The 16,124-nt window shown below is 38.8% G+C and carries 16 protein-coding genes; 11 read left to right on the top strand and 5 right to left on the bottom strand.

Translation table 11 applies throughout. The annotated features are described in order from the left end of the window. Positions 1-11 precede the first annotated feature (11 nt). Positions 12-434, top strand: coding sequence for a Holliday junction resolvase RuvX (gene ruvX, locus FJR08_RS09180; RefSeq protein WP_168632956.1), 423 nt, complete (start codon positions 12-14; stop codon positions 432-434). A 1-nt stretch (position 435) separates the two neighbouring features. Here the strand turns inward: ruvX and FJR08_RS09175 are convergent, their stop codons facing one another. Both FJR08_RS09175 and FJR08_RS09170 read right to left on the bottom strand, forming a co-directional pair. Next, complete coding sequence (locus FJR08_RS09175; protein ID WP_015080075.1) at positions 436-699, bottom strand: DUF3146 family protein; 264 nt, start codon at positions 697-699, stop codon at positions 436-438. A gap of 187 nt (positions 700-886) precedes the next feature. After that, entirely contained in the window at positions 887-1,282 is a 396-nt protein-coding gene (locus FJR08_RS09170) for a DUF1830 domain-containing protein (protein ID WP_041457954.1), read from the bottom strand. Positions 1,283-1,757: 475 nt separating this feature from the next. Here FJR08_RS09170 and FJR08_RS09165 point away from each other — a divergent pair, with 475 nt between their 5' ends. The 8 genes from FJR08_RS09165 (at position 1,758) to FJR08_RS09130 (ending at position 11,284) form a co-directional block, all read left to right on the top strand. Continuing rightward, positions 1,758-2,936, top strand: coding sequence for an agmatinase family protein (locus FJR08_RS09165; protein ID WP_148764312.1), 1,179 nt, complete (start codon positions 1,758-1,760; stop codon positions 2,934-2,936). A 6-nt stretch (positions 2,937-2,942) separates the two neighbouring features. Then, positions 2,943-3,299, top strand: coding sequence for a hydrogenase maturation nickel metallochaperone HypA (gene hypA / locus FJR08_RS09160; RefSeq protein WP_002798306.1), 357 nt, complete (start codon positions 2,943-2,945; stop codon positions 3,297-3,299). A gap of 44 nt (positions 3,300-3,343) precedes the next feature. Then, positions 3,344-4,033, top strand: coding sequence for a hydrogenase nickel incorporation protein HypB (hypB, locus tag FJR08_RS09155; RefSeq protein WP_148764310.1), 690 nt, complete (start codon positions 3,344-3,346; stop codon positions 4,031-4,033). Positions 4,034-4,627: 594 nt separating this feature from the next. Then, positions 4,628-7,117 carry a U32 family peptidase gene (locus tag FJR08_RS09150; protein WP_168632955.1) on the top strand — a complete coding sequence of 830 codons (2,490 nt, stop codon included), beginning with the start codon at positions 4,628-4,630 and terminating at the stop codon, positions 7,115-7,117. Between the two features lie 259 nt (positions 7,118-7,376). Beyond that, positions 7,377-7,955 carry a GNAT family N-acetyltransferase gene (locus FJR08_RS09145; RefSeq protein WP_168632954.1) on the top strand — a complete coding sequence of 193 codons (579 nt, stop codon included), beginning with the start codon at positions 7,377-7,379 and terminating at the stop codon, positions 7,953-7,955. Positions 7,956-8,147: 192 nt separating this feature from the next. Further along, a complete protein-coding gene (locus FJR08_RS09140; protein ID WP_168632953.1) occupies positions 8,148-10,532 on the top strand; it encodes a dynamin-like GTPase family protein in 2,385 nt (794 codons plus the stop codon). 93 nt (positions 10,533-10,625) lie between these two features. Next, a complete protein-coding gene (locus tag FJR08_RS09135) occupies positions 10,626-10,988 on the top strand; it encodes a KGK domain-containing protein (RefSeq protein WP_168632952.1) in 363 nt (120 codons plus the stop codon). Between the two features lie 50 nt (positions 10,989-11,038). After that, positions 11,039-11,284, top strand: a complete 246-nt coding sequence (locus tag FJR08_RS09130) for an HNH endonuclease (protein ID WP_168632951.1) — start codon at positions 11,039-11,041, stop codon at positions 11,282-11,284. Between the two features lie 46 nt (positions 11,285-11,330). Here the strand turns inward: FJR08_RS09130 and FJR08_RS09125 are convergent, their stop codons facing one another. Beyond that, complete coding sequence (locus FJR08_RS09125) at positions 11,331-13,085, bottom strand: N-acetylmuramoyl-L-alanine amidase (protein ID WP_168632950.1); 1,755 nt, start codon at positions 13,083-13,085, stop codon at positions 11,331-11,333. Here FJR08_RS09125 and FJR08_RS09120 point away from each other — a divergent pair. Both FJR08_RS09120 and FJR08_RS09115 read left to right on the top strand, forming a co-directional pair. Next, complete coding sequence (locus FJR08_RS09120) at positions 13,084-13,290, top strand: hypothetical protein (protein WP_168632949.1); 207 nt, start codon at positions 13,084-13,086, stop codon at positions 13,288-13,290. The two genes, FJR08_RS09125 and FJR08_RS09120, sit on opposite strands and share 2 nt — an antisense overlap. A 14-nt stretch (positions 13,291-13,304) precedes the next feature. Continuing rightward, positions 13,305-14,942, top strand: coding sequence for a CTP synthase (locus FJR08_RS09115; RefSeq protein WP_168632948.1), 1,638 nt, complete (start codon positions 13,305-13,307; stop codon positions 14,940-14,942). Positions 14,943-15,046: 104 nt separating this feature from the next. Here FJR08_RS09115 and FJR08_RS09110 read toward each other — a convergent pair whose 3' ends face one another. Then, entirely contained in the window at positions 15,047-15,934 is an 888-nt protein-coding gene (locus FJR08_RS09110; RefSeq protein ID WP_168632947.1) for an ROK family protein, read from the bottom strand. 4 nt (positions 15,935-15,938) lie between these two features. Continuing rightward, the gene (locus FJR08_RS09105) at positions 15,939-16,106 is read right to left on the bottom strand and encodes a hypothetical protein (protein WP_015080086.1); all 168 of its coding nucleotides are present in this window, start codon (positions 16,104-16,106) and stop codon (positions 15,939-15,941) included. Between the last annotated feature and the right edge of the window lie 18 nt (positions 16,107-16,124).

Genomic DNA, 16,124 nt, shown 5'->3' with positions numbered 1-16,124 from the left:
ACAACTGACCAATGACTAATACACAACCTGTAATTTTAGGATTTGATCCTGGTCGTGATAAATGTGGGATGGCCGTGATGGGATTGGATAGACAAATATTCTCTCATCAAGTTGTATTGGCAAATGAGGCGATCGCTAATATTGAAACACAACTGCAAAGATTCCCAGTGTCCTTAATTGTCATGGGAGATCAAACAACAGCTAAAAAGTGGAAACAGCAACTTAATCAAGAATTAAGTAAACCCACCAATATCATTTTGGTTGATGAACGTTATTCCACTTTACAGGCACGCGATCGCTACTGGCAGATGTATCCACCCCAAGGCATCATCAAACTATTACCCAAGGGTTTGCGTCAACCGCCCAGGCCAATAGATGACATTGTAGCCATTCTTCTGATTGAACGATATCTCAACCGACTAACTGACAACTAATTTACAATTCAGCCCGAATTGTAAAAGCATAATCCCCCCCAGGTTCTAACTGATAGTCCTGTTGTTCTAAAAACCGCCCTAGAGGTTCTTTGATTAAAGCACGACCTTGGGAAGGCTTTACAGAAAGTTCTCCCCGGCGGAAATGCCACTGGAAATGCCATTGAAAATTACCGGCGCTAACTTCACCTTCAAGAAAGCCTTGTTGCCAAGATTGGCGGGTAATTTTCACATAAGCAGTAGTTTCTGGCAGACGTTTAGCACTCACGCTTGTTTGATGTCACGGATGGGATAAAGGACAATTATTTATAGGGTTACTTATTCTATGTACCAAAAATAGCTTAATTTTACAAACTAATAAAAACAAGATATGTTAGCAAGCCCTAATTAGTCCACCCCAAATAAAAAAAGGTTGCTGAATTGCTGCAACCCTAATGTTTAGCAGTATTGTGTTTTTAATCAATAGATGCCAATTCAACGGCTTGTAAAGATTTTGTCGTATCTAGAATTTTTTTATTATTTTCTGACCTGATCGGATTACCATTACCAGAATTTATGCTTGGAGATGAGTTCTCTTCTGTCTCATCATTGCTAGGTTCATGGATAATCAGGGTATTGCACGGAATCGTATCTGATATAATAGCACTGGCCATCATCCCAGTATGAACTTCCATTTGTGCTTCTGGAAGAACTTCAAACACCAGCCTTTGTCCCGGAAATACAACCCTTTCAAAATACCAATTGGGAATATTGGAGATACGAGTCACCTGGATCTTACTCGTAGCATTGACGTAGCAACAGAGAATCTTCCCCGAATGCTCTGGTGGTAGAGGATCTAATATCTGAGCCATAACTGCTGAGGAGCTTATTTGCGCCACAATTTTACATTACATCAGTAAAGCTAACACCCGATGATCCCGAGTAACTGTAACTGTGACTACCAACTGCAATTTTCTGCATTATTTCTATCTAAAGATATATAGAGATTCTGCGGACAGAATTAATTTAATTTAATTTAATTTAATTCTCGCTACGATTACCAAAGATCGTCTACTGAGTTGATTAAGTGATAGACTCAACCTTCCCGATACTTTTCTTAAAATATTAGCTGCTCCGTTCAAATCTGCATTTACAATTGAACCATCGCCCGATTCATACAATCCACGCTTAACACGCTTTCCTGATGCTTTCCACTTACCGCGAGGTCCTATAAAAAATATTACCAAAAAAAGATAAAATTGAATTAAATTAATCAGAATCTGAAGTGGTGAAAAGATGAACTATAATATTGTATTTTGAGGTAAAATGATGTCCGAGATGTCCGAGATGTCCGAGCAATCTACTTTTCAACCCCCTCATGTAACCGAAGCTGAACAGGCCTTAGAAAAAGAACGCCATTTGCCCCTAACGGGCTGGCAACAGGAAGTTTCTCAGGGGTTAACCTACGGTTTAGAGGCGGCCGATAGTATCCGCGATCGCAGTATTCCCACCTTTTCCAGGGGTGAGTTACCCCACTATGCGGGAATTAATACCTTTATGAAAGCCCCCTATTTGGAAGATGTGCGGAATGTGGGCAATTATGATGTGGCGATCTTGGGTGTTCCCCATGATTCGGGGACGACTTACCGACCCGGAACCCGTTTCGGACCCCAGGGAATTCGGCGGATTTCGGCCCTTTATACGCCCTACAATTTTGAATTAGGGGTAGATCTGCGGGAACAAATTACTCTCTGTGATCTGGGGGATATTTTCACCATTCCTGCTAATAATGAAAAGTCCTTTGATCAAATCTCCAAGGGGGTTGCCCATGTCTTTAGTTCGGGCGCATTGCCGATTATTTTAGGGGGTGATCATTCCATTGGTTTTCCGACAGTGCGCGGTATTTGTCGGCATTTAGGGGATAAAAAAGTCGGGATTATTCATTTTGATCGCCATGTGGATACCCAGGAAACGGATTTAGATGAACGGATGCACACTTGCCCCTGGTTTCATGCCACCAATATGAAAAACGCTCCTGCCAAGAATCTCGTCCAATTAGGGATTGGCGGTTGGCAAGTTCCCCGTCAAGGCGTTAAAGTATGCCGCGATCGCGCCACTAATATTTTGACCGTCACCGACATTGTGGAACAAGGCATTGATGCCGCCGCCGAATTTGCCTTAGAACGAGCTTTAGATGGTACGGATTGCGTTTGGATCAGTTTTGATATTGATTGCATTGATGCCGGTTTTGTCCCCGGCACGGGTTGGCCGGAACCTGGCGGTTTATTGCCCCGTGAAGCCTTAGCTTTATTAGGCAAAATTATCCAAAAAGCTCCCATTTGTGGCATGGAAGTGGTGGAAGTTTCCCCTCCCTACGATATTAGTGATATGACTTCTTTGATGGCTACCCGTGTTATTTGTGATGCGATGGCCCATCTGGTTATTTCAGGTCAATTACCCCGTAAAGAAAAGCCCTATTACATTCATCCTGAAGCCAATCTAGCCGTTGACGAACCCTGGCAGTGATTTCCTATGCACGAAACTGATATGACCAAGGCGTTAATTATGACAGTTCGAGATTGGTATGATAGCCAACCTGAAAAGCTCAAAATTGAAAAAATTCATCTCATGGTTGGTGAATTTACCTGTGTCGAACCGGTCAGTTTACAATTTGCCTTTGAAGTTCAAACTGCCAATACTTTTCTTGCAGGCGTGGAATTAGCCATTAAAAATATTCCCCTAATTGCTTATTGTCATTGCTGTCAAAAAGATTATCAACCCCAAATTGGCCAGCAATATTCCTGCCCAACTTGTCGATCACCGATGGAGGATATTCGTTCAGGTCGAGAGTTAAAAATTGACCACATTGAATATTCTTTAGTTTCTTAAACGGAGTTGGGCGATCGCCTCTACCAGCTTAATTATTAATTAAAATGCACCAAACTTTTGACGCAGTCCTAGAAATTAATCTACTTCATGCCAATCAAACAGGAGCCGATCACAACCGCGAGCATTTTGACGAATGGGGCATTACCTGTTTAAACCTGATGAGTAGTCCTGGCGCGGGTAAAACCGTGTTATTGGAAAAAACCCTCGCAGCCTTAAAAAATCACTTAAAAATGGCTGTTATTGAAGGCGATATGACTACAGAACTAGATGCTGATCGCCTGAGACAATATGGAGTTCCCGTGATTGCCATTAATACGGGTCGCTCCTGCCACTTAGATTCCAAAATGGTAGCCGGGGGAATTCATCGTTTAAAAGAAGATTACAACCCCAAAGAGTTTGATTTATTGTTTGTGGAAAATGTGGGAAATTTAGTTTGTCCCGCCGAATTTGAAGTAGGGGAACACGCAAAAGTTGCTCTATTAAGTATTACTGAAGGAGAAGATAAACCACTCAAATATCCAATTATGTTTCAAGAAGCGGATTGTCTCATTATTACTAAATTAGATCTGGCTCCTTATTTAGAGATTGATTTAAAACGTTTAGAAGCAAATGTTCGTTCTATGAATCCTGATGTAACCATTATTGCTCTTTCTGCTCAAACAGGAGAAGGTTTAGAAGAATGGTTAAATTGGCTAAAAAGCCAAGTGAATATCCCGAGGTTTTTGAATTGTTAATCAGTAATAGTTTTGGCTCTCCTAGACTGGCTATGTAAAATTAGTACTTAATTTCATCTGAAATCCTTAGAGGATGTTTGAAAAGTTTTTAATGTATAAATAAACCCCTCTCCAAACCTCTCCCCGACGCGGGGAGAGGCTTTGAAACCCCCATTCCCTTGTAGGGAAGGGGGGAAGGGGGGTTAGGTTTCTGGAGATTATCGGTTTCATCTAATACTTTTCAAACAACCTCTTAGATACAAAAGGTTTTAATATAATCAAACCATATTTTTATTAAATCTGTATTTTTGGATTAATAAAATCTTTACCTGGTAAGGATTTTGAGATTTTTTTGTTATTAAATAACCATAACCAATCTGGGAGAGCCTTTAATGATAAGAGAAGAACCTTAAACTTAGAAATTACTCGACTCAATAAAATTTTCACCACTAAACGAGATGCTGTGGTCACTGTTAAATTTAGCAGTTTTAAAAAGCCAAACACCGACTATAACATAAAAGTAATTCTGCAAGGGGTCTAATTATCCATACTCCCCACAACCACCCCCCAATTTAGGTACAATCTATAAACTGACATAACCTTGACTTAACCAAAATGACAAGCATCTCCACCCCTACCCTCAAAATCCCTGAACTCCTAGCACCTGCGGGTAACTGGGAATGCGCTCAAGCAGCAGTAGAAAATGGTGCAGATGCGATTTACTTTGGTTTAGAAAAGTTTAACGCGAGAATGCGGGCTGAGAATTTCACAGCAGCAGATTTACCCGAATTAATGGAATTTCTGCACCTGCGGGGTGTGAAAGGTTATATCACTCTGAATACCCTGATTTTTCCCCAAGAACTAACAGAAGCACAGCAATACCTCAAAACTATCATTTCTGCGGGTGTTGATGCTGTCATCGTGCAGGACGTGGGTATTTGTCGGCTGATTCGTCATCTTTCCCCTGACTTTCCGATTCACGCTTCAACGCAGATGACTATTACCAGTGCTGCGGGGGTAGAATTTGCTAAATCTTTGGGTTGTCAATTGGTAGTTTTAGCGCGGGAATGTTCGATTTCTGAAATTAATAAAATTCAACAACAAATATCTCAAAAAAACACTTCCTTACCTTTAGAAGTTTTCGTTCACGGTGCTTTGTGCGTCGCATATTCTGGACAATGTTTAACCAGCGAAGCACTAGGAGGACGTTCTGCAAATCGGGGAGAATGCGCTCAAGCTTGCAGAATGCCTTATGATTTAATTGCAGATGGAGAAGTTATTAATTTAGGTGATCGAAAATATTTATTAAGTCCTCAAGATTTAGCAGGTTTGGAAGTTTTACCAGAATTAGTAAAATCTGGAGTTACTTCCTTAAAAATTGAAGGACGTTTGAAAGCACCAGAATATGTTGCTAACGTGACTCGCGTTTATCGTCAAGCATTAAATCAACTATTAGAAACAAATATAGAAACATTTTCTAGTCGAGAAAAAGACCAATATAATTTAGAAATGGCATTTTCTCGCGGACTATATACAGGTTGGTTTGAGGGAATTAATAATCAAGAATTAGTGCATGGGAGATTTGGTAAAAAACGGGGTGTTTACTTGGGAGAAGTTACCCGAATTAGAAATGCAGAAATCACAGTGAAATTAGAAGCACCTGTGAAACCGGGAGATGGCATTGTTTTTGATTCTGGACATCCTGAAAGTAGGGAAGAAGGGGGAAGAATATATGCAGTTATTCCCAATGGTCGAGATGTAATATTAACCTTTGGTAGAAATGATTTAAACTTCCATAGTATTCACATAGGTGATAAAGTTTGGAAAACAAATGATCCAGAATTAGATAAACAAATTCGTCAAAGTTATACTGGAGAACATCCCCAATTTACCAGACCGATTAATATCGAAGTGCATGGAGAAATTGGTGAAAAATTAATAGCTATATCCCGTGATCAATCTTGGAATATAGTTCAAGTAGAATCAGAAATATTGATAGCTGAGGCCCATACAAAACCCCTCTCTACAGAAAGATTAAAAGAACAATTTGGACGTTTAGGAAATACACCTTTTCATTTAGACACTTTTATAAATAATCTCAACGGTAATATTATGTTACCCGTGAGTGAGTTAAATCGAATGCGTCGGGAAATAGTCAGCAAATTAGAGGAATTAAGAAGTAGACCAAAACTTTGGGAATTAAATCATCAGGGAAAATGGCAAGATCTAATTAGTTCTAAATCTACACCAATTCCTGGTTTTCCTTCCCTGATTGTTTTGGTGAGAAATATCGAACAATTAAAAGTAGTATTAACAACAGATATCAAAACTATATATTGTGAATTTGAAGATCCTCGCAATTATAAAGAAGCAGTAAAAATAGTCCGAGAATCAAAACAGGAAGAAATTAGTATTTTTGTCGCACCACCTCGGATAACTAAACCTGGAGAAACCTGGATTTTAAACCAAGTTCTTGCTTCCCAAGCTGATGGTTATTTAATCAGAAATTATGATCAATTAGAATATTTTGCCACAGAAAGATGTGTTGGTGATTTTTCCTTAAATATTGCTAACCCTTTAACCGCAGATTATTTTCAACAACGCTTTAATTTAGAACGATTAACAGCATCTTACGACTTAAATATTAACCAACTTGAAGCTTTAATTACAAATTATCCACCGCAAAACTTTGAAGTAACAATACATCAACATATACCAATGTTCCACATGGAACACTGCGTATTTTGCGCTTTTCTATCTGACGGAACAGACTACACCAATTGTGGTAGACCTTGCGACACACAAACTGTTACAATTAGAGACAGGGTAGGTAGTGAACATATTCTCAAAGCAGACGCAGGATGTAGAAATACAGTATATAACGCTACTGCACAAACTGGAGCAGAATACGTGCAACGGTTAATAGGATTGGGTTTACAGTATTTACGGGTTGAATTTATCAATGAGACACCGGAACAAGTGCAAAAAACAATACAAAGCTATCAAAAATTACTTCAAGGAGAAATCATCGGTTCGCAACTTTGGAGAGAATTGAAACTACAAAACCAATTAGGTGTGACTCGTGGTGCGTTGGGGATGAATTAGATTAATAATAAAAAATATTATTACGATATTTACAGTCACTGTTAACTAATTTCCGTATCAGTAATAGCGTACTAGTACCATTAAATTCAAACATACAGCGGTTTCCGCTCTTATGAGGTACAAAGTTGAATCATGAAACTCTTGTAGTACGGGCATACTTCGACAAGCTCAGTACAAGTCTTGCCCGCTAGATATGTACCTCATAACACCGGGAAGTGCTGTAAGTTAAAGCTTTACTGAGATAAATGGTATTGAAGTAATGAAAGAAAACTTAAAAATTTTCCAATGTTCTGAAAATAAATATGTTGATGCAAAAATTTTGCCTTTATCTCAGAAGCATCTTGAAGAGATAGAATTATCTTGGAAACCTGAACTTAACAAGAATAAATGCTGGGACAAAGATTTAGAATTTAGCAAATATTTACACGAGAAACCATCCTTAAAATTCTATGTATTGGAATATAATTTAGTTGCCCAAGGTATAATTGGGTTAATTCCTGGTCGTCCGTCAATGTTAGAACGGGGTGAAAATTTAGTTTACGTGGCTATATTAACTGTAGCACCTTGGAATCGCGCAGATATTAACAATTCACCGAAGTATAAAGGAATAGGTACAACTTTAATAACATTTGCAGCTATATTTAGTATTCACTTAGGATTTGAAGGTAAGATAGGTTTACATTCTGTGAAAACAGCAGAAAATTTTTATAAATGTTTAGATTTTCTTGATTTAGGTAATGATATAAATTACAAGAATTATCACTATTTAGAGTTACCTATTGGTAATGCTGAGTTATTAGTTTTAAACTCTTTATTGCTTGACAATTTAAGTAATTAGGGTGCCAATTTTTGTCGTACCACTCCAGATAACTAAACCTGGGTAAACCTACATTTTAAAATAAGTTCTTAACTTTGGCCAAAATTGAAGCTACAAAACCAATTAGGTGTGACTCGTAGTGCATTGGGGATGATGTAGCTAAACTATGATAAGTAGTATTACAATATTTATGCACCTTGTTTACTACTTTTTATGTCAAGTTTAAATCCTCAGTGTCAGCAATTGCAAGCACAAGTTGAATCTATTCTCCAACTTCTACAGCAAGAAGCAGCTTTGCGTTCTCAAGATATTACATCTGTGAAAATTTCTTTGGATAAAGCGATTTCTCCCAAGTTTGAAATTGTGTTTGCGGGTGCTTTTAGTGCGGGTAAATCAATGTTGATTAATGCACTTTTGGAGAGAGAATTATTATATAGTGCAGAAGGACACGCAACTGGTACAGAATGTAAAATTGAATATGCACCTGTAGATTCAGAAAGAGTTGTTTTAACCTTTTTGAGTGAAAAAGAAATTCAAGAACAAGCGGTGTTTTTGTGTCAACAATTGGGATTTAATACCGTAGAGAATATCAATAAACAAGATGTAGTTGATTTATTGCATCAAGGTTGTACAGCAATTATTCAACAAGAAGGAGGAGAGAGTAAATCAGAACGTGCAAAACAAGCAAAAGCATTAATTTTATTGTTAGAAGGATATGTTGCAAACAAAGAAAGAATTAACAGCTTTAATAATGCAACCTATTCCATGGAACAGTTTAATTTTACTAACCTCAAAGAAGCCGCAGGATATGCGCGTAGAGGTAGTAATAGCGCGGTTTTGAAGAGAATTGAATATTATTGTTATCACCCGCTTTTGGAAGATGGTAACGTGATTATAGACACACCAGGAATTGATGCACCAGTCGAAAAAGATGCACAATTAGCTTATGCAAAAATTCAACACCCAGATACATCAGCAGTAGTTTGTGTTCTCAAACCTGCTTCAGCAGGAGATATGACAAAGGAAGAAACCCAACTGTTAGAAACAATGCGGGAAAATGCGGGGATAAGAGACAGGGTTTTTTATATCTTTAACCGCATTGATGAAACTTGGTACACTAACCAACTTAGACAACGGTTAGAAGATTTAATTAACAGTCAATTTCGAGATACTACTAGAGTTTATAAAACTAGTGGTTTGTTAGGATTTTACGGAAGTCAAATTAAACAAACAACGCGATTAGATAGATTTGGTTTAGATTCGATTTTTGCAGAAAGTGTTAAAGGTTTAGATGGGAAAGAAGAAACACCACAATTTGTAAATGAATTTAATCGCTACTGCGTTGCTTCAGGTAAACTTTCTCCCAGTCAATTTAGAATTTCTCTCCATAATTATGAAACTTCTAATCACAACTATGTGAGAATTTTAAGCGAACAGGGAACACCATTAATTAACCAACTAATTCAAGATAGTGGAATTGAAGAATTTCGTACATCAATTACTCGCTATCTGACAGAAGAAAAACGTCCCCAATTATTCAAAAACCTTGCAGATGATTTAGAAGATATTTGTATCAAACTCAAGAACCACTATCAAAGTGTGCAAATTGATTTAGATAGTCAACCGCGAGAAATCGAAAGTATGAAAGAATATGAGTTGCAAAAATTAAATCAGCAACTCCAGCAAGTTGGAAGAGATTTTCATCAGCATATTCATGATGAAGTTAACAGATTAATTAATAATAATTGCGAAGAATTTGAAACAGATTTTCGACAATTACAATCACGCATGATTCGTCGTCTTGATGAATTACTAGATACCTTTTCCGTTGCAGAAGCTTATCGTCGCGCAACTTTGAGTCATCCTAGAAACGCAACCGCACCCTTATTAGCTATTTTAGTAGAGGCTTTTTATTACCTATCAAATCAGTTGGAAGACATTTTAATAGAGTCTTGTCAACAAGTTATTGCTAATCTATTTCAACAGTTAATGACAAAGATTAGAAAAGCAGAATATTACCGTCAATTATATCGTTTGTTGGGTAATGATGGGGGAATTGAATTACAGGTAAAAGAGATAGAAAAATTGATTACTCAAGCTTTGGTAACTGTTGCTAGTGTTGAATGCGATAGATTTGTGCGAGAAAGTCCTAGATTTTACAACGAAGGCACATTTTCTATCTATCAATTTCGACAAGTATTAGAACAAACTTCCCAAGCTTACGACGCAGGAAGTGTAATTGAAGCTGAACCTGCAATTAGACAATTATTGAAGTTAGATTTTGAACCGAAAGTTTCTGATACTATTCGTAAATCCTTCCGTCAAACTATCAACCAAACTATCAAAACTCAGTTATTACCAATGGGGGAAAAACAAGCAGATGAGATATTACAACAATATACTCATGCGCGGGGTTATTTAGAAAAAACACTGCAACAAGAAGCTGAGGAAAAGATTGCTAACAATCAACGTTTGTTGAGTCAGGTTGGGGAGAAAATTCAGGAATATAATACAGCAGTTGCGGGAATTAATAGCTGTTTACAAGCGATGCAGTTATATGAACATTTACTGCCGATAATTGGGGAAGAAGAGGTATAATGTTTGGGGTAAATGCAGGATTTTTCTGTGTTCACCTAATTTTGAGGTTTCGCGCAAAGTCGCAAAGAAGCAAAGACGCAAAGGAAGAAAGAAATGGAAGAGAAGTTTCAAATTTTAGATTCTGAACAAGGTGATGTTGTGATTGATTTTGGAAATAAAACTTTCAAATTAAGTCTGTTAGTTTCACTAATGACAGAAATCATTTTGAATAAAAAGCTAGAAGAATTGAACAATAAACTCCGTGATCATGGTAGTGGTAAACTTCCATCTTATGACGAATCTTATTGGTCAAGTGCAGGTGTAGATTGTCAGATTTTAAAACCTAGTAAAAATTGGCAAAAAGGAAAAATAAGAATGAAAGTTTCTCTAGAATTTTGTCCTGAAGAACCAGAAATCAAAGAACCAGAATCACCCCTTATGGAGATACAACGTAAGCTAAATGAAGCTACATCATAACTCTTACCTTTGCGCCTTTGCTCCTTTGCGCCTTTGCGCGAAACCAAAACATGAACAAAACCCCACGAATCCCCATACCTCAAGAAGTGAGAACCTACGTTTTCCAAAGAGATAAATATCAATGTCAAAGCTGCGGTAAAATCTCCCAAGAAACGCAACTCAGCATTGATCATATTATCCCCTTATCTCGTGGCGGAAAAAACGATATTAGCAACTTACAAACTCTGTGCTTAATTTGTAATCAGCAAAAAACTAATAACATTGATAACCGTTTTCGCCGACATTTTGAAACTTAGTGACATTTAGATCCCCGACTTCTTAGAGAAGTCGGGGATCTGATTCTTATTCTTTCACAGTTTTAAACCACTTAGTTATCCCGTCAGCTAAAATATTAGCCATTTTCTTCTGTGCTTGAGGATTAACTATCTCTTCAAATTCATCAGGACTACTCATAAAACCCAATTCCAATAATACCGCCGGTGCAGCATGGGGACGAGTCAGGGCTAAATTATTCCAAAATACACCGTAGGAAGGTTTACCAAGTTTTTTAACTACGTAATTTTGTAAAAATACTGCGAGGCTGTGTGATTGAGGATGATACCAAAAAGTACCAAAGCCTTTGGTTTTTTCGGCATCACCATTATCCGGTAAAGAGTTATGATGAATGGAAAGAGCGATCGCAGGTTCTTGTTTATTAATTATCGTCTGACGTTCCCCCAAAGACACATCTCGATCATCCTCCCTCGTCATCACCACCTTAGCGCCGCGCTTCACCAACTCATCTCGCAGCAATTGAGAAATGATCAAATTCACATCTTTTTCTAAATACCCAGTTGGTCCACTAGCGCCAGATTCTTTACCTCCATGTCCTGGATCAAGTACAATTTTGATGCCAGATAAAGGTAGGCGTTTACTATTTTTAAGCTGGGGTGGATGACGTAAAGTTAAAACCAAAGTTGTATTGTCATACCTCAGCTTATAGCCCCACTGTTGGAGCTTTTTGAGGTTAAAAGTATATTTGACCTGTGTGGGGCTTACCTGTTGCCAATCTAGGCGAGAAATTAGGGGATCATCATCTAGACGAATTGTGTCTGTTTGAGCAGTGGTATTGTAGAGGGTGAGAATAAAGGAGTTATTTCCCTGTTCTACACTCACGGGAACAGCAGTTTCTAAGGGAAAACGCATCTCCGTTGCTTCAGCCAATTGCCGATAGCCGACACTCCGAATAACTGTCTGTGGTGCAACCGCACCTGATATAATTGTAGTTTCCTTGCTATTAATCCAAGCCCCATAGTCTAAGCGCAACCATTCACCTTCTTTTCCCGTAACACTTGCCATAGTTCCCTTTGGCAATGGTGTCAGTCGTGAATAATCGGTACTAAGTCCCGTGCGAGTAACGCCTGATTCTGATGCAATTTCTGCAACTGCTAATTGTGTGGGCGCGAGAATTTCGATTTTACCTAACCCAGTTTGAGTTATTCTTTGATCATTCAGTTGTAAATTAAATTGAGGTTTTCCTAAATCAGCAGCATTTGCGACTGTTGTACAACCTTGGTATTTGGTAAGAATAGAAAGATTAGGCTGATTTAACCCCGTCAAAATACTTGAATTGGGAGGTAATTGTGCAAGTGAAGGCTGGGGTAAAAGGGCAATATTTTGATTTACCAGATTAACCGAGACAGTAGCTTGAGGTGGTGCAACTGCACTAAAACAAATTAATTCTCCTGGTAATCTGGCAATATCGACAGCAGGAGTCAAGGAATCCTTAGCAAAGCCTAACCCTTGGGGTAACTCAGGTTGAGTAGATACCCTGATGATCTTAATCTCTCGTTCTTGATTTTGGTAACGAACTTTAAATATATTTTCTCCTAACTGTAAGGGAAAACTGGGGGAAAAATGCCCGGCTTTGCTACGGTTAACGAGCTTACCATTAATTAAAACTTGCCCGTCGGGGGGCGCTGTACCGATAAAAAATATTTTTTCTGTGCTGGTTTGGTAGTTTGTCGGGGGAAAAACTACTAAAAGTGGTTCTTGTGCTAATGCAACTGAGGAGGTGACTAAAAAATTAAATAATACTAATCCTAAGAGTTTTTTCATGGACAAACACAGAAAATTTCAGAATAGGGACTGTGGCACAATGGCCAAGATGGAGTCAAACATGAATGATGTGGAAATGGCAATACATTGGCCAAAAAGGTTGGGACGTGGAGTTATTGGGCAAAATTCATCCTCCAAACAAGCCTCGAAAATCGTCTACACAAATTCTCCTGCGGGAGCAAAATCTATATTTAGAAGTTGCTAGAAATTGAAAATACTATGACTAAGTTTATCTTTGTGACTGGGGGCGTGGTTTCCAGTATTGGTAAGGGAATTGTAGCAGCAAGTTTGGGACGTTTGCTCAAATCACGGGATTATTCGGTTTCGATTCTCAAGCTCGATCCCTATATTAACGTTGATCCAGGGACAATGAGTCCTTTTCAGCATGGGGAAGTTTTTGTCACCCAAGACGGTGCAGAAACAGATTTGGATTTGGGACATTACGAACGGTTTACTGATACTTCTATGTCTCGGTTAAACAGTGTTACTACTGGCTTGATTTATCAGTCAGTTATTAATAAGGAACGCCGAGGCGACTATAATGGCGGTACTGTTCAGGTAATTCCGCACATTACCAATGAGATTAAAGAGCGAATTCTCAGAGTTGCTAAAGAAACTAATCCTGCCGCGGTAATTACGGAAATTGGCGGAACTGTGGGTGATATTGAATCACTACCTTTTCTAGAAGCAATTCGTCAACTGCGAAAGGAAGTAGGAAAGCGTAATGTGTTGTATATGCACGTTACTTTGTTGCCTTGGATTGCTGCGGCGGGAGAAATGAAAACCAAGCCGACTCAGCATTCTGTCAAAGAATTGAGATCAATTGGCATTCAACCAGATATTTTAGTATGTCGGAGCGATCGCCCCATTCCGGTAGGCTTGAAACAAAAGTTATCAGAGTTTTGTGATGTCCCTGTAGAATGTGTTATTACCAGTCCAGATGCTCGCAGTATTTATGAAGTTCCAGTAATTTTAGAACGGGAAGGATTAGCTGAACAAGTTCTTAACTTACTACAAATGGAACAGCGTCAACCCAATATGACCCAATGGGAAAACATGGTAGACCGGATGTATAATCCTAAATATACCGTCGAAATTGCTATTGTTGGTAAATATGTGCGGTTAGGTGATGCCTATCTTTCCGTGGTTGAATCTTTACGTCATGCGGCTATTGCGACTCATGGTGATTTGCGTCTGCGGTGGGTAAACTCGGAAGTTTTGGAAAATGAACCACCGGAAAACTATCTTGCAGGTGTTGATGGTATCATTGTTCCGGGCGGTTTTGGTAGTCGGGGCATAGATGGGAAAATTGCGGCGATTAAATACGCCCGCGATCGCCAAATTCCCTTTTTAGGTTTATGCTTAGGAATGCAGTGTTCCGTGATTGAATGGGCGAGAAATGTCGAAGGCTTATCTAATGCCAATAGCGCCGAATTTGACCCATATACAGACAATCCGGTTATTAACCTCTTGCCAGAACAACAGGATGTAGTAGATTTAGGCGGGACAATGCGCTTAGGACTTTATCCTTGTCGGGTACTTCCCAATAGCCTAGCTTTCCAACTTTATCAAGAAGAAGTCATTTATGAACGCCACCGTCACCGTTACGAGTTCAATAATGTCTATCGTAGTCAGTTATTAGATTCTGGTTATTTGGTGAGTGGCACATCTCCAGATGGTAGATTAGTGGAAATTATTGAATATCCCAAACATCCTTTCTTTATCGCTTGTCAATTTCATCCTGAATTTCAATCTCGCCCCAACGCACCTCATCCTTTATTCAAAGGATTTATGACCGCTGCAATTTCTCAATTTCATTCGACAACTACCACACCCAAGCCTGTACAAGTTTCTTAGTTGTCAGTTGTCAGTAGGGGCGAAGCATTTGGAAGATAAATTATCGGTCATTGCCAAAAATAGTTCTGCAAATGCTTCGCCCGTACAGTTGTCAGTTTTCCCCATTACCAATTACCTATTTCCAATGCTAACTTAGCAGCGCCTACCATTCCCGCTGTATTTCCTAATTCTGCGGGGAGAATTTGCAAACCTGCACGGGAAGTTGGTAAAACTCGTTTTTCGATTTCTGCTGTCAATGCAGGTAAGAAAAATTCAAAACTCCCACTGACACCACCACCAATAATAATTGCTTGGGGTGTCAGCACATAGAGTAAACTGGTTAAACCAATTCCTAAGTCTTTACCATATTCTTGCCAAAAAGTCAAGGCTTCTATATCTCCAGCTTGGGCAAGTGCGCCTAATTCTGCTGGTTCTTTGCCTGTGCGGCGACGAATGGCAGAAATACAAGTATACTGTTCTAATGAGCCTTGATTGCCACTATTACACATTGGTCCATCAGGATTTAAGGTAATTAAACCTAATTCTGCTGCTGCACCTTGATGTCCGACAAATAATTTACCATCAAGAATAATTGCCCCACCAACGCCAGTCCCCAAAGTTAGTAAAATCAAATTGGGGAAATTTCGGCCTGCACCTAACCAAGCTTCTCCTAAACCTGCACAGTTAGCATCATTAGCCAAAATTGTCGGTTTACCCGTTTTGGCTTCTAACCAATCTGCTAGGGGGACATCATGCCATCCTACTAGATTAATAGCAACTTTCGCAATTCTTCCCGCAGCATCAGCAGGGCCAGGAGTACCTAAACCAATGGCGACACTTTCATTATTGGGGTCAATTTGTGATATTGCATCTACTATTGTCAATAATACAGCCTCTGGTGTTGCGGGTTGGGGAGTATCCACAGATAAAGATTGCAAACAATTACCATCTGCTGTGAACCGACCAAGTTTAATCGCAGTTCCCCCTAAATCAATACCAATTACTTGCTGCATAATTTTAATTTATTTTATTTTTACTGATAATTTGCACGTTGACAATGGGGTGTAAATTATTATGTGCCTGTTGCCAATTTGCGATTGGCGCACCTTTTAAGATACCAGACAAGGCTAGAGAAACCATAAATCCACCTGTAGCAGCCGCAATTAAAGTAATATTATCGTTCACAAAACTCTCTCAGGTTGT

Source organism: Dolichospermum sp. UHCC 0260, assembly GCF_009711985.1.
Taxonomy (GTDB): Bacteria; Cyanobacteriota; Cyanobacteriia; order Cyanobacteriales; family Nostocaceae; genus Dolichospermum; species Dolichospermum lemmermannii.
The sequence above is the reverse complement of the archived record's forward strand: the minus strand, read 5'-3'. Positions and strand labels throughout refer to the sequence as shown.